Raw genomic sequence first — 15,188 nt, forward strand, 5'->3', positions numbered from 1 at the left:
AGATGTGTATAAGAGACAGCTCTATTTCCAAGCTTGAGCAGGAGCGAATGAAATTGTTTGAAGAGATTCTGGTTTTGCAAAGCCCCGCATCTTAAAGTCGAATTTATTTTCGTGTCGCATGCAAGTAAAGCCCACAATCTGGTGGGCTTTACTTGTGTGCGGCATGCATGTCGTGTTGCGCGCGAGCGCAACCAGGCTTGGCTGTGCTGGCCCACTTACGAGTACGCGAAGGCGCCAGATCAAACATCCAAATGGATCAAGCCGCTGCAAACCGCTTATCCAGATAATCAATGATCACCTTGGACTCATACATCCAGGTGGTCTGCCCATTCTCTTCGATGCGCAGGCACGGCACCTTGATCTTGCCGCCTTGATCCAGCAGCGTCTGGCGATCCTGTTCGTTGTTCTTCGCATCGCGCAACGCAACCGGCACATTCAGGCGGCGCAGGGTGCGGCGGGTTTTCACGCAGAACGGGCAGGCGTGGAATTGATACAGGGTCAGGTCCCTGGCGGCGGAGTTGACCTTGGCCTGAACCTCGGCCGGGCGCTGCTTCTTGCCCGGGCGGGTGATGAAGTCGATGAAGATGATCAGTTGGCCAAGGCCGACACGAAGCGCTTTTACGAACACGGTACAAGCCTCACGGTGGGAATTGATAAAGGCGCGCAGCTTACCTGATTTTTGCCGGACGAAAAAAAACCGGCGATGAATGCCGGTTTTCTCCGTGTTGCGAATTACTTGATGAGGCTGAGGAATTCGCTGCGGGTCGCGGCGTTCTCACGGAACTCACCGAGCATCACAGACGTGATCATCGACGAATTCTGCTTCTCCACACCGCGCATCATCATGCACATGTGCTTGGCCTCGATCACCACTGCAACGCCCAGGGCGCCGGTGACTTCCATTACCGCGTCGGCGATCTGGCGGCTGAGGTTTTCCTGGATCTGCAGGCGGCGGGCGTACATATCGACGATCCGCGCGACTTTCGACAGCCCCAGCACCTTGCCACTCGGAATGTAGGCAACATGCGCCTTGCCGATGAACGGCAGCAGGTGATGCTCGCACAACGAGTAGAGCTCGATGTCCTTCACCAGCACCATTTCGCTGTTGTCGGAGCTGAACAAGGCACCATTGGTGACTTCTTCCAGCGTTTGTTCATAGCCGCGGCAAAGATACTGCATGGCTTTGGCGGCACGCTTTGGCGTGTCGAGCAGGCCCTCGCGGGATACGTCCTCGCCCAATTGGCCGAGAATCGCGGTGTAATTCTGTTCCAGGGACATGAAACTACCTGTGGGATTCTACGCAAAGGGCAAGGGTACGGTGGCGGACACGGCGCTGCAAGCGTGAAGCGACAGGTTTAATCGTCGCGACCTTCCATCATGGTGCGCTTGAGCATCACATAAACCGCTCCGGCACCGCCGTGTCGGGCCTGGCACGAGGTGAAGCCGAGCACTTGGGAATGCTGGCGCAGCCAGGTGTTGACGTGGCTTTTGATCATCGGGCGCTTGCCGTCCAGGCGCACGGCTTTGCCATGGGTGACGCGCACGCAGCGGATTTCGAATTTGGTGGCTTCGGCGAGGAAGGCCCACAGGGTTTCCCGGGCTTTTTCCACGGTCATGCCGTGCAGGTCGAGGCTGCCTTCAAAAGGGATCTGGCCGACCTTGAGCTTGCGCATCTGGCTTTCCTGCACCCCGTCACGGGCCCACATCAGCTCGTCTTCGGGGCCGACGTCGATCACGAACTGGTCGGACAGGCCGTCAACGGTGGTGGCATCGGTGCGCACGGTGGCGGCCTGGCGCAGCTTGGCGATCTGCGCGCGGTCAGCCTTGGGTTTGCCGGTTTCGGCGCGATCGTGCTTGATCGGCTTGACGCCTTGGATCGCACTTTTGAACAGGGAAAAATCGTCGTCTTGCATGTCAGCCTCCGCGAAGGGCGGCCAGTTTACCCAAGTCGGGGCTTGAGCCATAACAATTGAGGCCCGTCAGCAGGCGGGCCTTTGCATCAATCGTGTTTTTTCATCAGGTGCGGCGACATGTTCAGTTCCCGTGATTGCCGCGCGCGACGACGGCAGCGGCGCCACAACCATACGCCCAGGTACAAAACGAACAGCCCGACAGCCAGGATGATCGTCGAGCCCAATGGGCTTGCATTCAGTTCGCCGAGTGCGGGCGGGCGGCCGAGCAGGCTGGCAGCGCCGGCCATCGCGAGCAGCACGCCGCAGGTGGCCAGCAGCGCAGCGAATGCGGCACCAAAACGAAAACGCCAGTTGCTCTGGCCTTTGGGGCGCAGGCGCCGAGCGTCAAAACCATCGGATAACTTCATTCCGACCTTCCTCAATGGGTATCGGCCCTTCGACCGGGAGTTGACCGGGATGTTCCTGAGGCTAAGACAATTACAGCAAATGAGAGGCTTTTGCGGATGAGCGGCGATATGCACCGCTCGTCAGGCATCGGTCAAATCAGTTCGTGAGTCAGGGCGAGGGTGGCGAAGTTGTCCGCCATGATCGCCATTTCTGTCTGCTGCACGTGTTCGGCGCTGAGGACTGTGCCCTTGTAAGGCAGGTCGCGGGTGGCACAGGCGTCTTCGACGAGGGTGCAGCGAAAGCCCAGGTTTTTCGCCGCGCGTACGGTGGTGCTGACGCTGGAATGGCTCATGAAGCCGCATACGATCAGGTCCAGCGAGCCCAGATTCTGCAAGCGCTCCAGCAATTCGGTGCCGTGAAACGCGCTCGGCAGCAGTTTGCCGATGATGGTTTCGTCGGCCAGGGGCTCCAGGCCTGGAATGAATTCACCGCGTTCGCCCTGGGGGTCAAACAGACCACCCACGGTGCCAAGGTGACGCACATGCACGATCGGCCGGCCGGCGGCGCGGGCAGCGCTTACCAGTTGCTTGATGTTCGCGACGGCAGCATCCATGCCGTTCAGGGCCAGGGGACCACTGAGGTATTCCTTCTGGGCATCGATGATGACAAGGGTCGCATGACTCAGATTGGCTGCTGCATAACCGCGGCCGCTGAGTTGAAACATCGTTTTTGGAACGGACATTCTGGGGCTCCTTCGGGTGGGGCTTTTGCGACATTGTCCTCTGGCTGAGCGATTCTGTGAATCGCTACGATCGCAGATGCCGTCTTTACTGGCTTGCAGCCTTGTCATTACTCACAATTTGTTCATCGGCCTGGCGAAAAAACAGAAAAGTCCTACATTTGCCGGGATGTTTTTACGGCGTCGTCGCCAGGCGTTTTGGCTGGTAGAATCGCCAGTCGTTTTTTCAGAGAGTTTGCCCCCGTGATCACTTCCCGACTTCGTACCCTGCGCGACCATATCCGTTGGGCCGTCAGCCGCTTCCATGGGGAGGATCTGTTCTTCGGCCATGGGACCGACAACGCCTGGGACGAAGCTCGTCAACTGGTGTTGGGTGCATTGCACCTGCCGTGGGAAATGGCGGACAGCTACCTCGACTGCAACCTGGAAGAGGACGAGTTGGTCAACCTCCAGCGATTGCTCAAGCGGCGCATCGAAGAACGTATTCCCACCGCCTATTTGCTCGGTGAGGCCTGGTTCTGCGGCATGTCGTTCATCGTGGACGAACGCGTGCTGATCCCGCGCTCGCCGATCGGCGAGCTGATCGAAAAACGTTTCGAGCCATGGCTGGGCAGCGAGCCTGCACGAATCCTTGACCTGTGCACCGGTTCCGGCTGCATCGGGATTGCCTGCGCCTACGAATTCCAGAACGCTGAGGTGGTGCTGGCCGACCTGTCCTTCGAAGCGCTGGAAGTGGCCAACCAGAACATCGAGCGCCATGGCGTCGATGAGCGCGTGTACACGGTGCAGGGCGATGGGTTCGATGGGTTGCCAGGGCAGCGCTTCGACCTGATCGTGTCGAACCCGCCTTATGTCGATGCCGAAGATTTTGCCGACATGCCGGACGAGTACCAGCATGAGCCGGAACTTGGCCTGGCGTGCGGCGACGATGGCTTGAACCTGGTGCGCCGCATGCTCGCACAAGCCGGCGAGCATTTGACCGAGAAGGGTTTGCTGATTGTCGAAGTAGGCAACAGCCAGGTGCACGTCGAGGGGTTGTACCCGGAAGTCGATTTCGCCTGGCTGGACTTAGAGCGCGGTGGACACGGGGTGTTCATGTTGACGGCGCAGCAGTGCCGGGAGCATCAGGCGCTATTCGCGTCCCGCGTCTGACCCGAGGAAGCCATCGCTGGCAAGCCAGGCTCCCACAGGTTTTTGTGTCGTTCAGCCATTATCGCAACGACAGTAATCCTGTGGGAGCCTGGCTTGCCAGCGATGGCGGCACCATAGCCCCCAAGCCCTACCTGTGCGTAGCAATCCAGATCAACAACCCCGCCTGAAACACCGCAAATGCCACCAGGCATGAGATGGTAAAGCGCAGCGCCGTGTCCTCGCGCCGGTACTTGCTGACCTTTTCCTCGTGTTGCTTGAGTTTGACCTCCTGCTCGGCCAGGTTCTGCTCGGCCTGCTGGAGCATCTGCGCCGCCTCGAGAATCTCCACCACCTGCACCTTCTCGCTGTTCCACTGCGCCTTCAGGTCGCCGACCGGCACGTCCTTGACGCTGCCCTTGAGATGCTGGGCATCGGCATAGACCACTTCAAAACCGTGCCCCTTGAGGAACTCATCACGACGCAGGCGGGTGTCTTCGTTCAGCGCGTCCTTGTTATTGAGATCGCGGCCGTTGACCCTGTACCCGGGCCAGCGTTGCTTCAGCCAGGTGATGCCGTGGGTCGCCATGAAGCGACCGACGCCACGATTCATCGGTTCGATCTGCAAGCCGCTGTCGGGGCCGAAGTGCACGCTTTTGTCCTGGTGATCGACCCACACATCCAGCAGGTTCTGTTCCTTGCGCACTCGCTGGCCGGGCAGGGTGATGCTCATGCGCATCAGGCTGCGTTCCTTGTCATGACGTTCGGCGTAGCCGAATTCGACAAAGCGCAGCGGTCGCCCACCGGTGTTGCGATCAGTCTGCAGGGGAGCCAGGCGCAGCATCTGGCGATGCTCGGCGTGCACGTCCGCCCACGGCAGCTCGACCGCTGGGGGCGCGTCCTGTTCAGCTGCGGTGGCGGGTGAAGTCGGGGTGTCAGTCATAACGGCAAGGTCCTGTCCAAGCTCGGCGTGTCGCCAGGCTTATTGCTGGCGACACCGGCTTATCGGCCGTTTTCTGCAGGACTGGAGGGTCAATAGCGCTTAACTGGCACGAAGTCCGTCAATAAACCCGATGATGCGTGAGCCCAGCTCGGCGGCTAGCGGCAAATTCGGATCCTTGTACGACGCCAACTGGCGCTTCACGTCGTTGGGCACGATGCGCATCACGTGGTTCATGCCTTCAATCAGTGCCAGTTCGGCGTCCGGCTTGGCCGCCTTGAGCAGCTTGGCGTCACCGACGCCGACCTGGATGTCGTTACTGCCCTGGATGATCAGCGCCGGCATCGCAAGCTTGGCGAACGCCGCTGCCGGATCCTGGCGAAACAGTGAGATCAGGTACGGCTGCACGCTCGGGCGGAAAATCACCTGCAGTTGCGGCGGCACGTTGTCGTCGGTGTGGCCGGCCTTGAGGCTGTCGAGCAATTCGTTGGCGCGCAACATCAAGGGCGCAGGCAGACGGTTGCTCAATTGCTGGCGCAGTACCTGGTCAATTGGGCGAGCGCTGCCGGACATGGAAATCACGGCTGCGGCATCGACATGGGGCGCGGCGAGGCTGGCGATCAAGGCACCTTCGCTGTGCCCCAGCAGAATCAACTGGCCGAATCGCGGGTCAGCCTTGAGCTTGCGCCCCCACGCCTGGGCGTCGGACACGTAGCCCTCCACTGATAGATTGCGCTCGTCCGGGGTGGCGGGCAGGCTCGCGGCAACGCCGCGCTTGTCGTAGCGCACGCTGGCGATGTTGTGTTTGGCCAGCACCCAGGCCAGGCGCTTGAGGCTGTCATTTCGCCCGCCGTCGGGGTTGTTGCCGTCGCGGTCGGTCGGGCCGGAGCCGGAAATGATCAGCACCACGGGCACGGGGGTGTCGGACTTAGGCAACAACAACGAACCAAACAGTTCGCCGCTGCCGGTGTCCAGCGAGATGGGACGTTGCAGGACAGTGGCCTGCACAAATCCGGTAAACAAGGTAAGGCTCAAGGCTAGAACTCGCAGCATCATCACGCCATCATTCACAAAGGTGCCGGTTGGACTCGCGGGCACCCATAAGGTTCGAGGATGAACTACTTGGGTAGCCTGCGTATACTGGCGCGCATTACGTATTCACGTTCAATTCACGGAGCGTCCTGCATGTCCGGCAATACCTACGGCAAGCTGTTCACTGTCACCACCGCTGGCGAAAGCCATGGTCCGGCGTTGGTCGCCATTGTCGACGGCTGCCCGCCGGGCCTGGAAATTTCCCTGGAGGATTTGCAGCGCGACCTCGATCGCCGCAAACCCGGCACCAGCCGTCACACCACGCAACGTCAGGAAGCCGATGAGGTGGAAATCCTTGCTGGCGTGTTCGAAGGCCGCACCACCGGTTGTGCCATCGGCTTGTTGATTCGCAACACTGACCAGAAGTCCAAGGACTACTCGGCGATCAAGGATCTGTTCCGTCCGGCCCACGCCGACTACACCTATCACCACAAATACGGCGAGCGCGATTACCGCGGTGGCGGCCGCAGTTCGGCTCGTGAAACCGCGATGCGCGTAGCGGCCGGCGCGATCGCAAAAAAATACCTGGCGACCCAGGGCATCGTCATTCGGGGCTACATGAGCCAGCTGGGCCCGATCGAGATTCCGTTCAAGACCTGGGATTCGGTGGAAGACAACGCCTTCTTCAGCCCCGACCCGGACAAGGTGCCCGAGCTTGAGGCCTACATGGACCAGTTGCGCCGCGATCAGGATTCGGTCGGCGCGAAGATCACCGTGGTCGCTGAAGGTGTGATGCCAGGCCTGGGCGAGCCGATTTTCGACCGTCTTGACGCCGAGCTGGCCCATGCGCTGATGAGCATCAACGCAGTCAAGGGCGTGGAAATCGGCGCCGGTTTCGCCAGCGTCGCCCAGCGAGGCACCGAACACCGCGACGAAATGACCCCCGAAGGTTTCCTCAGCAATAACGCCGGGGGCATTTTGGGCGGCATTTCCTCCGGACAGCCGATCGTTGCGCACCTGGCGTTGAAGCCGACATCCAGCATTACCACGCCAGGCCGTTCGATCGACGTCCACGGCAACCCGGCGGATGTGATCACCAAGGGCCGTCACGACCCGTGCGTGGGCATCCGCGCCACGCCGATTGCCGAAGCGATGATGGCCATCGTGCTCATGGATCACCTGCTGCGCCACCGTGGGCAGAACGCCGATGTGCAAGTAAGCACGCCGGTGCTGGGTCAGCTTTAATGGCTGGCCTCAAGGCCGCTGCTGTCTGATGACGACAGCGGCACTCCCGTACTGGCGGCTTTCCAGTTTTTATCTGTTCTATTTCGCCTTGCTCGGTTCGACGGCGCCGTTTCTGGCGCTGTACTTCGATCACCTGGGGTTTTCCAGCGCGCGCATCGGCGAGCTGGTGGCCATCCCGATGCTGATGCGGTGCGTGGCGCCCAATATCTGGGGCTGGCTGGGTGACTACAGCGGCCGACGCCTGGCGATCGTGCGCTTCGGTGCGGTCTGCACGCTGCTTTCGTTCTCGCTTATTTTCGTCAGCAAGACCTACGCCTGGCTGGCCATGGTCATGGCCTTGCACGCGTTCTTCTGGCACGCGGTGCTGCCGCAGTTCGAAGTCATCACCTTGGCGCACTTGAAAGGCCAGACCTCGCGCTACAGCCAGGTCCGTTTGTGGGGCTCCATCGGTTTTATCATCACCGTCGTCGCGCTGGGGCGCTTGTTCGAGTGGTTGAGCCTGGATATTTATCCGTTGGCGCTGGTGCTGATCATGGCCGGGATCGTGATCAGCAGCCTGTGGGTGCCCAATGCCGAGCCGGTGCAAAGTGAACGCATCGCCGGCGACGGTTTTCTGCAACAGCTGCGCAGCCCGGGCGTCCTGGCGTTTTACGCCTGCGTGGGCCTGATGCAACTGAGCCATGGCCCTTATTACACCTTCCTCACCCTGCACCTTGAGCAGTTGGGCTACAGTCGTGGACTGATCGGCATGCTCTGGGCATTGGGGGTGGTGGCCGAAGTCCTGATGTTCCTGGGCATGAGCAAGATTCTTGCGCGGTTCTCCGTGCGCCGGGTGCTGCTGGCGAGTTTCCTGCTGGCGGCGCTGCGATGGGTGCTGCTGGGCTCGTTCGCCGAATATGTGTGGGTGCTGCTGTTTGCCCAGGTGCTGCACGCGGCTACCTTCGGCAGTTTTCATGCCGCTGCCATCCAATTCGTGCAACGTAGTTTCGGTGCGCGCCAGCAAGGGCAGGGCCAGGCGTTGTACGCAGCCCTGGCTGGCACTGGCGGCGCATTGGGTGCGCTGTACTCCGGCTACAGCTGGAATGCCCTCGGGGCCACGTTCACCTTTAGTATCGCCAGTCTCGCAGCCTTCGCCGCTGCCGTTATCATAGCCACACGCATGCAAGAGGACCGGCCATGAGCCTTACCCGTGAACACCTCGCCCAGGAAATCATTGATGCCGGGCGTTTTCTGCATGGCCGCGGCTGGTCGCCGGCCACCAGCAGCAACTATTCGACCCGTCTGTCGCCCACCGAGGCGCTGCTGACCGTGTCCGGCAAGCACAAAGGCCAGTTGAGCCTGAACGATGTACTGGCAACCGACCTGTCGGGCAACAGCCTGGAACCGGGCAAGAAACCCTCCGCCGAAACCCTGCTGCACACCCAGCTTTATAGCTGGCGCGGGGACATCGGCGCGGTGCTGCACACCCATTCGGTGAACGCCACGGTGCTGTCGCGCCTGACGCCGCAAGCCTTCATCGAGTTCGAAGATTACGAACTGCAAAAAGCCTTCAGTGGCGTATCGACCCACGAATCCCGGGTGCGCGTGCCTGTCTTCGACAATGACCAGGACATTGCGCGCCTCGCCGCCAAGGTTCAGCCTTGGCTGGAGGCGCACCCTGATTGCGTGGGTTACCTGATTCGCGGCCACGGCCTGTACACCTGGGGCGCGCGCATGAGCGACGCGTTGCGGCAGATCGAGGCCTTCGAATTTTTGTTTGAGTGCGAGTTGAAGATGCGCTCGCTCTCCAACCGTAACGCATGAACCGTTAAGGAGTTGCCCTGATGAGCAGCCTGTCCGTTTACCACGTCTCAAGCCCTGACATTCCGAACAAGGTGCTGACCCATTTCGAAGACATCGCCTCGACCCTGGCCGAGCAGGGCGTGCGCTTCGACCGCTGGCAAGCGGCGGCGAAGATCCAGCCCGGCGCCAGCCAGGAAGAAGTGATCGCGGCGTACCAGGAGCAGATCGACAAGCTGATGACCGAACGAGGCTACGTGACGGTCGACGTTATCAGCCTCAACAGCGATCACCCGCAGAAGGCCGAATTGCGCGCCAAGTTCCTCGACGAACACCGGCATGGCGAAGACGAAGTAAGATTTTTCGTCGCCGGCCGTGGATTGTTTACCCTGCACATCGACGATTACGTCTACGCCGTGCTGTGCGAGAAGAACGACCTGATCTCGGTGCCGGCCGGTACCCCGCATTGGTTCGACATGGGCGAACATCCGCACTTCGTGGCAATCCGCCTGTTCAATAACCCTGAAGGCTGGGTGGCCAACTTCACCGGCGAAGACATCGCCAATCGCTTCCCGCGACTCGAGGACTGAGCCGATGCCGATCAAAGCAATCCTCACCGACATCGAAGGCACCACCAGCGCCGTGAGCTTTGTGTTCGACGTACTGTTTCCCTATGCGGCCAGGCACCTGCCGGATTTCGTACGGCAACAGGCCGGGCGCGCCGATGTGGCCGAGCAATTGGACGCAGTGCGCCAGGACAGCCATGAGCCGCAGGCGGATGTCGAGCGTGTCATCGAGATACTCCTGGGCTGGATTGCCGAAGACCGCAAGGCCACGCCGTTGAAGGCGTTGCAAGGGATGGTCTGGGAGCAGGGGTACAAGGCAGGGCAGTTGCAGGGGCATGTGTACCCGGATGCTGTTGAAGCGCTCAAGGCGTGGCATCAGGCGGGTTTTCAACTTTTTGTTTATTCGTCAGGCTCGATTCAGGCGCAGAAGCTGATTTTCGGTTGCTCGGAGGCAGGGGATTTGTCGCCGTTATTCAGCGGTTACTTCGATACGACCTCGGGGCCAAAGCGTGAGGCGCAGTCTTACCAGCGCATCACTCAGGCGATTGGCCTTGAAGCGGCGCAAATTCTGTTTCTGTCGGATATCGTCGAAGAACTGGACGCGGCGCGGGAAGCCGGTATGGCCACCTGCGGCCTGGCACGTGAAGGCGGGACGCTGACTGGTCACCAGACTGTCGACAGCTTCGCGAGCATCGATCCGACCAGATACTAAACAGTCTCCGAATAGACTATGGACTGTAGGAGCGAGCTTGCTCGCGATGGTCGTCAACGATGACGCGGGAAGCCTGAGTGGCCAAGGCGCCTGGTAGTTTTTCGCGAGCAAGCTCGCTCCTACAGGGGCGCGTCTCAGGAATCAGGCAGGGGCGTGTTAAGCCTTACAAACTTCAGAAACAACTCAGGCCGTGAAGCGAAAGCTCTCACGGCCTGACTGTTTGCAGCCCTGCGACAATTTACGCCGAATGATAAGTCGGCAGAGCGAACCGTTGCTGGCTTTGCAGCATCGAAATCTGTGGCAACTCGCTGGCTTGCTCAGCCAGGTCACGACGGATCGCGCTGATCACCCAGGACAACTGGTCGCCAGCATGCAGTTGCTGGTAGGAAATCGAGCGTTTGAAGACTTTGCCTTCCTGACTGCGCAGTGTCAGCAGGATGCCGCCGTCGGGGCGTGGCTGAGTGTTCACTTCGAAGTTGGAGAACAGGGAGGTAAATTTTTCTTGGATCAGGCTCATGTCTATCAGCTCCGTTAGCACTTGATTGGCAAGCATGGAGAGGTAGTTGCACCCTTTGTGCCAGCATTTGAAAATAATAAAAACCCTTACAAATCAATAAGATAAAAAATAAGCCAATTTTTGCTTTCGTGCAATCTGCATGAAAGGCCATCGTGCATCCTGCATTTTGCGAGATTCGTTCGGTTTCAATGGAACCAATCGCAAAAACCGGGCTCACGTTGTCGCCGGTCTGTTGTGCGGATACAAAACATTGCAAAAACTGCGTGTACAGCCCCTGAATCACTCACGTACTTTCGGCCACCACCCGACAATAAAAAGATCGAACGGGAGCAACGATGAGCCGCGCGCTGAACGACACGATTACCTGGGGCATGATGCTGCGCAAACTGCCCACCATCGCCAAGGCCCTGCCACGAGTGGTCCGGGGCATGAAGGCTGCCAACGTCAAGGATCCAACCCAGTCCTGTGGCCTGGGCTGGAGCTTCGAGCAAGCGACGTTGCGCAATCCCGACGGCCCGGCATTGCTTCAGGGCGATGTGCTCCTGACCTACGCCCAGGTGAACGAGTGGGCCAATCGCATGGCTCACCATTTGAGCGCGCAGGGCATCCGCAAGGGTGATGTGGTGGCGGTGTTCATCGAGAATCGTCCGGAACTGCTGGTGACTATCCTGGCGGTGGCCAAGACGGGTGCGATCAGCGCGCTGCTCAATACCTCGCAAACCCGTGACACCCTGGTGCACAGCCTGAACCTGGTAGCGCCTGCGGCGATCATTGTCGGCGAAGAACTGGTGCCGGCGTTCTCCGCTGTTCGCGAGCGCGTGGCGCTGGAGCCTGCCCGCACCTGGTTCGTAGCCGATCAGGACACCTGCCGGCACCCGGGCATTGCGCCCGATGGTTTCATCAACATGATGGCGGCCATCGCCGACAGCCCAAGCGCAAACCCGGTGACCAGCCAGCAGGTATTCTGCGACGATCCCTGCTTCTACATCTACACCTCAGGCACCACCGGGTTACCCAAGGCCGGGGTGTTCAAGCACGGTCGCTGGATGCGCAGTTCCGCCAGTTTTGGCACGATCGCGCTGAACATGAGCCCGGACGATATCGTCTACTGCACCCTGCCGCTGTACCACGCCACCGGGCTGTGTGTGTGCTGGGGCTCGGCCATCAGTGGCGCCTCAGGTTTCGCCATTCGCCGCAAGTTCAGCGCCAGCCAGTTCTGGGATGATGTGCGCAAATACCGTGCGACCACCCTCGGCTATGTCGGTGAACTGTGTCGCTACCTGGTCGATCAGCCGCCCACTGCCCAAGACAGCCGGCACCGGGTCACCAAGATGATCGGCAACGGCCTGCGCCCCGGCGCCTGGGCTGAATTCAAGACCCGCTTTGCGGTGCAGCACATCTGCGAGCTGTACGCTGCCAGTGACGGCAATATCGGTTTCACCAACGTTCTCAACTTCGACAACACCGTAGGTTTTTCCCTGATGTCCTGGGAGCTGGCTGCCTACGACCACGACAGTGGCCAGCCTCTGCGTGACGCCAAGGGGTTCATGCGCAAGGTTGCCAAAGGCGAGCAAGGGTTGCTGCTGGCGAAAATCGACGACAAGGCGCCACTGGATGGCTACACCGACGCGCAGAAGACCGCAAAGGTGGTGCTGCACGACGTGTTTGAAAAGGGCGACCGTTACTTCAATACCGGCGACCTGTTGCGCAACATCGGCTTCGGTCACGCCCAGTTTGTCGATCGACTGGGCGATACCTATCGCTGGAAAGGCGAGAACGTCTCGACCACCGAGGTGGAAAACATCCTGCTGCAGCATCCGAATATTTCCGAGGCGGTGGCCTACGGGGTGGAAGTACACAACACCAATGGCCGTGCCGGCATGGCCGCGATCACCCCGGCCGAATCCCTGGCGACCCTGGATTTCAGTGAGCTGCTGGCATTCGCTCGCGAACAGATGCCCGCGTATGCCGTACCGTTGTTCCTGCGGGTGAAGGTGAAAATGGAAACCACCGGCACCTTCAAGTACCAGAAGACCCGCCTCAAGGACGAAGGGTTTGACCCCGGTAAAACCGGTGACGATCCCATCTATGCCTGGTTGCCGGGAACTCACACCTATGTGCAGGTGACTGAACAGGTGCTGGCCGAGATTCATGATGGCAAACACCGTTATTGAATCTGGCTATGACCCTTGATCAGAAAAAAGAAGTGACAGTCTCCAGGCTGCTCGGGAAACTGTCGCCCTTTGCACCTACACAGAAAGTGGAGCCACCATGTCAGACCAAAGCCGCCAGATGACCCCCGAAGAAGCCGCTGAATTCGCCGAACAGGTATTCAACAAGGCGCGCGAGGGCGATGCGGCCATGATGGCCGCATTGCTGTCCAAAGGCCTGCCGCCGAACTTGCGCAACCACAAGGGTGACACCCTGTTGATGCTTGCGGCCTACCATGGCCATGTCGACACGGTGAAAGTGCTGCTCGAGCACAAGGCCGACCCGGAAATCCGCAACGACAATGGCCAGAGCCCGATCGCCGGCGCTGCGTTCAAGGGCGATCTGGCGGTGGTCAGCGCGTTGGTCGACGGTGGCGCGCAAGTCGAAGGCTCATCCTTCGACGGCCGTACCGCGCTGATGATGGCGGCCATGTTCAACCGAGTTGCCATCGTCGACTATCTGATCAGCAAAGGCGCTGATCCGAAAGCCAAGGATGCCAACGGCGTATCGGCGCTGGATGCTGCGAAGACGATGGGCGCAGTGGACACCACGGCGCAGCTGGAGAAGTTGCTGAGCTAATGGCTCAAGCCGGTTGAAAAACCCGTGGCGAGCGAGCCAGCTCGCCACGGGGCTGTGACAGATTCCAGTTTATTCAGTAAACCCAGACCTCAACCCGCCGATTCCTGATCCGTCCCTCATCCGCGCTGTTCGCCGCCACCGGCATCTGCGCGCCAAAACCGCGGATTTCGCGCAGCACCACACCGCGCTTGGCCAGCTCGCGCCGCACGGCCATGGCCCGCAGCTTCGACAACAGGTCGGCGCGTGCAGGGTCAGTCTTGGCATCGCCAAATCCCACCAGCGTCACCTGCCGATCGGCCTTGTCGCGCTGGTTTATATAGTCCAGCACTCGCGACAGGTCCTGGCGCGCCTTGTTGTCCAGGGTGGCACTGCCTTCTTCAAAGCGAAAATTCACGGTCAGACGCTGCGCATGTCGGCTGAGGGTTTGATACTCCTCTGGCATCAACGCATTGGGGCTTACCGACATGGCCTGGACGGTCTGCGCGATAAACCCGTTGGCTGCGACAATCTCCTGGCCCTGACTGCCCTGGGCGAATTTCACCAACGCCTGTGCCCAGGGATTATTGCCTCTGGGCGGCAGGTAAAGGAACAGTCGACGTGACAGCGGATAGTCTTCGGTGGCGATCAGATTGTTCAGTGGCAGCATCGCCTGGGAAGCACCGTCGGCAATCGCCACGGCTTTGGCCTGGCGCACGTACGGCAAACCGATAAAGCCGATGCCCTGAGGGTCCTGGCTGACGGCGTCCGACAATTGCTCGCTGGACTCGAAGCGTTGTGCGCTGGCGCTCAGGGTTTTCCCACGACCGTTGAGGACCAGTTCCTTCAAGGTGTCGTAAGTGCCGGAGTGATCATCGCGCGCATAAAGATGGATCGTCCCGCCGCTGCCACCGACTTCTTCCCACGTCCTGATGTCACCACTGAAGATGCGCGCCAGTTGATCGGTGGTCAGTTGTTTCAGCGGGTTATCCGGATGCAGGATGATCGCCAGGCCGTCGATTGCAATGACCTGCTCGGCACCGGCACTCTTCAGGTCGCCCAGGGATTGCAGGCTGGCGAGTTCGCTGTCCTTGATCGGGCGCGAGGCGGCGGCGAGGTCGGCAGAGGCGCTTTGCAGCGCAGTGAAGCCGGTGCTGGAGCCGTGCGCGGCGATCTCGACCTCCACCCGACGCCCCTCGACGGTTTCGCCGACGACGCGCACTTCGTTGGTCTTGCCTGGCGCTTCGCGATGAACCTTGAGCACACCTTGTTCGCGCAGCAGCCCTTCGACCAGCGCCGGGCCCAAGGCTGCGCCGATGGTGTTGGAACCCTGGATGCGTAACACCGGGCCGTGCTCGGGCAGGGGTAACGCAACCGCCAACGCCGATACGGGCGTGACAACGCCCAGCAGCAACAGGAACAAAACGCGCAGCAGCATGCTGGCACCCTACAAGAGCAAAGGAA

General features: G+C 60.3%; 17 protein-coding genes. 8 read left to right on the forward strand and 9 right to left on the reverse strand.

The window, feature by feature from the left end; translation table 11 throughout:
- Nucleotides 1-256: 256 nt before the first annotated feature.
- The 5 genes from UB23_RS09905 to UB23_RS09925 all read right to left on the reverse strand — a co-directional run bounded on the left by UB23_RS09905 (nucleotide 257) and on the right by UB23_RS09925 (nucleotide 3,042).
- Nucleotides 257-628, reverse strand: coding sequence for a glutathione S-transferase N-terminal domain-containing protein (locus tag UB23_RS09905; RefSeq protein WP_045059148.1), 372 nt, complete (start codon nucleotides 626-628; stop codon nucleotides 257-259).
- A 104-nt stretch (nucleotides 629-732) separates the two neighbouring features.
- Entirely contained in the window at nucleotides 733-1,278 is a 546-nt protein-coding gene (gene folE, locus UB23_RS09910; RefSeq protein ID WP_045059149.1) for a GTP cyclohydrolase I FolE, read from the reverse strand.
- 77 nt (nucleotides 1,279-1,355) lie between these two features.
- Entirely contained in the window at nucleotides 1,356-1,913 is a 558-nt protein-coding gene (locus UB23_RS09915; protein WP_045059150.1) for a Smr/MutS family protein, read from the reverse strand.
- Nucleotides 1,914-1,999: 86 nt separating this feature from the next.
- Entirely contained in the window at nucleotides 2,000-2,320 is a 321-nt protein-coding gene (locus UB23_RS09920) for a hypothetical protein (RefSeq protein ID WP_045059151.1), read from the reverse strand.
- A 131-nt stretch (nucleotides 2,321-2,451) separates the two neighbouring features.
- A complete protein-coding gene (locus UB23_RS09925) occupies nucleotides 2,452-3,042 on the reverse strand; it encodes a cysteine hydrolase family protein (RefSeq protein WP_045059152.1) in 591 nt (196 codons plus the stop codon).
- A 240-nt stretch (nucleotides 3,043-3,282) separates the two neighbouring features.
- Between UB23_RS09925 and prmB the strand changes: the two genes are divergently transcribed.
- Nucleotides 3,283-4,191, forward strand: coding sequence for a 50S ribosomal protein L3 N(5)-glutamine methyltransferase (gene prmB / locus UB23_RS09930; RefSeq protein WP_045059153.1), 909 nt, complete (start codon nucleotides 3,283-3,285; stop codon nucleotides 4,189-4,191).
- Nucleotides 4,192-4,318: 127 nt separating this feature from the next.
- Here the strand turns inward: prmB and UB23_RS09935 are convergent, their stop codons facing one another.
- Both UB23_RS09935 and UB23_RS09940 read right to left on the reverse strand, forming a co-directional pair.
- Nucleotides 4,319-5,110, reverse strand: a complete 792-nt coding sequence (locus tag UB23_RS09935) for a hypothetical protein (RefSeq protein WP_045059154.1) — start codon at nucleotides 5,108-5,110, stop codon at nucleotides 4,319-4,321.
- Between the two features lie 99 nt (nucleotides 5,111-5,209).
- Entirely contained in the window at nucleotides 5,210-6,163 is a 954-nt protein-coding gene (locus tag UB23_RS09940) for an alpha/beta hydrolase (protein WP_045059155.1), read from the reverse strand.
- Between the two features lie 129 nt (nucleotides 6,164-6,292).
- On the opposite strand from UB23_RS09940, the gene aroC reads away from it, so the two are divergent.
- From aroC to mtnC, 5 genes are read left to right on the forward strand one after another with little or no spacing between them, the layout of a single operon-like run.
- A complete protein-coding gene (gene aroC / locus UB23_RS09945; RefSeq protein ID WP_045059156.1) occupies nucleotides 6,293-7,384 on the forward strand; it encodes a chorismate synthase in 1,092 nt (363 codons plus the stop codon).
- 28 nt (nucleotides 7,385-7,412) lie between these two features.
- Nucleotides 7,413-8,564, forward strand: a complete 1,152-nt coding sequence (locus tag UB23_RS09950; protein WP_045059157.1) for an MFS transporter — start codon at nucleotides 7,413-7,415, stop codon at nucleotides 8,562-8,564.
- On the forward strand, nucleotides 8,561-9,187 hold the full coding sequence (locus UB23_RS09955) for a methylthioribulose 1-phosphate dehydratase (protein ID WP_045059158.1): 627 nt from the start codon (nucleotides 8,561-8,563) through the stop codon (nucleotides 9,185-9,187). Before UB23_RS09950 ends, UB23_RS09955 begins: the two co-directional genes overlap by 4 nt.
- 20 nt (nucleotides 9,188-9,207) lie before the next feature.
- Nucleotides 9,208-9,753 carry a 1,2-dihydroxy-3-keto-5-methylthiopentene dioxygenase gene (locus UB23_RS09960; RefSeq protein WP_045059159.1) on the forward strand — a complete coding sequence of 182 codons (546 nt, stop codon included), beginning with the start codon at nucleotides 9,208-9,210 and terminating at the stop codon, nucleotides 9,751-9,753.
- A gap of 4 nt (nucleotides 9,754-9,757) precedes the next feature.
- On the forward strand, nucleotides 9,758-10,441 hold the full coding sequence (gene mtnC / locus UB23_RS09965; protein WP_045059160.1) for an acireductone synthase: 684 nt from the start codon (nucleotides 9,758-9,760) through the stop codon (nucleotides 10,439-10,441).
- Nucleotides 10,442-10,679: 238 nt separating this feature from the next.
- Here the strand turns inward: mtnC and UB23_RS09970 are convergent, their stop codons facing one another.
- Nucleotides 10,680-10,958, reverse strand: a complete 279-nt coding sequence (locus tag UB23_RS09970; protein ID WP_045059161.1) for a DUF3509 domain-containing protein — start codon at nucleotides 10,956-10,958, stop codon at nucleotides 10,680-10,682.
- 335 nt (nucleotides 10,959-11,293) lie between these two features.
- Here UB23_RS09970 and UB23_RS09975 point away from each other — a divergent pair, with 335 nt between their 5' ends.
- A complete protein-coding gene (locus UB23_RS09975; protein WP_045059162.1) occupies nucleotides 11,294-13,132 on the forward strand; it encodes a long-chain-acyl-CoA synthetase in 1,839 nt (612 codons plus the stop codon).
- A gap of 97 nt (nucleotides 13,133-13,229) precedes the next feature.
- Complete coding sequence (locus UB23_RS09980) at nucleotides 13,230-13,748, forward strand: ankyrin repeat domain-containing protein (RefSeq protein WP_045059163.1); 519 nt, start codon at nucleotides 13,230-13,232, stop codon at nucleotides 13,746-13,748.
- Between the two features lie 73 nt (nucleotides 13,749-13,821).
- Here UB23_RS09980 and UB23_RS09985 read toward each other — a convergent pair whose 3' ends face one another.
- Nucleotides 13,822-15,162 carry a substrate-binding domain-containing protein gene (locus tag UB23_RS09985; RefSeq protein ID WP_045059164.1) on the reverse strand — a complete coding sequence of 447 codons (1,341 nt, stop codon included), beginning with the start codon at nucleotides 15,160-15,162 and terminating at the stop codon, nucleotides 13,822-13,824.
- Nucleotides 15,163-15,188 lie beyond the last annotated feature (26 nt).

This window comes from Pseudomonas sp. ES3-33, from assembly GCF_000952175.1.
GTDB lineage: Bacteria > Pseudomonadota > Gammaproteobacteria > Pseudomonadales > Pseudomonadaceae > Aquipseudomonas > Aquipseudomonas gregormendelii.

What these genes read in the sequence shown, in the direction of transcription:
- folE (WP_045059149.1), bottom strand. Translation starts at nt 1,278, where the DNA reads ATGTCCCTGGAACAGAATTACACCGCGATTCTCGGCCAATTGGGCGAG.
- UB23_RS09915 (WP_045059150.1), bottom strand. Translation starts at nt 1,913, where the DNA reads ATGCAAGACGACGATTTTTCCCTGTTCAAAAGTGCGATCCAAGGCGTC.
- UB23_RS09920 (WP_045059151.1), bottom strand. Translation starts at nt 2,320, where the DNA reads ATGAAGTTATCCGATGGTTTTGACGCTCGGCGCCTGCGCCCCAAAGGC.
- UB23_RS09925 (WP_045059152.1), bottom strand. Translation starts at nt 3,042, where the DNA reads ATGTCCGTTCCAAAAACGATGTTTCAACTCAGCGGCCGCGGTTATGCA.
- UB23_RS09935 (WP_045059154.1), bottom strand. Translation starts at nt 5,110, where the DNA reads ATGACTGACACCCCGACTTCACCCGCCACCGCAGCTGAACAGGACGCG.
- UB23_RS09940 (WP_045059155.1), bottom strand. Translation starts at nt 6,163, where the DNA reads ATGATGCTGCGAGTTCTAGCCTTGAGCCTTACCTTGTTTACCGGATTT.
- aroC (WP_045059156.1), top strand. Translation starts at nt 6,293, where the DNA reads ATGTCCGGCAATACCTACGGCAAGCTGTTCACTGTCACCACCGCTGGC.
- UB23_RS09950 (WP_045059157.1), top strand. Translation starts at nt 7,413, where the DNA reads ATGACGACAGCGGCACTCCCGTACTGGCGGCTTTCCAGTTTTTATCTG.
- UB23_RS09955 (WP_045059158.1), top strand. Translation starts at nt 8,561, where the DNA reads ATGAGCCTTACCCGTGAACACCTCGCCCAGGAAATCATTGATGCCGGG.
- UB23_RS09960 (WP_045059159.1), top strand. Translation starts at nt 9,208, where the DNA reads ATGAGCAGCCTGTCCGTTTACCACGTCTCAAGCCCTGACATTCCGAAC.
- mtnC (WP_045059160.1), top strand. Translation starts at nt 9,758, where the DNA reads ATGCCGATCAAAGCAATCCTCACCGACATCGAAGGCACCACCAGCGCC.
- UB23_RS09970 (WP_045059161.1), bottom strand. Translation starts at nt 10,958, where the DNA reads ATGAGCCTGATCCAAGAAAAATTTACCTCCCTGTTCTCCAACTTCGAA.
- UB23_RS09975 (WP_045059162.1), top strand. Translation starts at nt 11,294, where the DNA reads ATGAGCCGCGCGCTGAACGACACGATTACCTGGGGCATGATGCTGCGC.
- UB23_RS09980 (WP_045059163.1), top strand. Translation starts at nt 13,230, where the DNA reads ATGTCAGACCAAAGCCGCCAGATGACCCCCGAAGAAGCCGCTGAATTC.
- UB23_RS09985 (WP_045059164.1), bottom strand. Translation starts at nt 15,162, where the DNA reads ATGCTGCTGCGCGTTTTGTTCCTGTTGCTGCTGGGCGTTGTCACGCCC.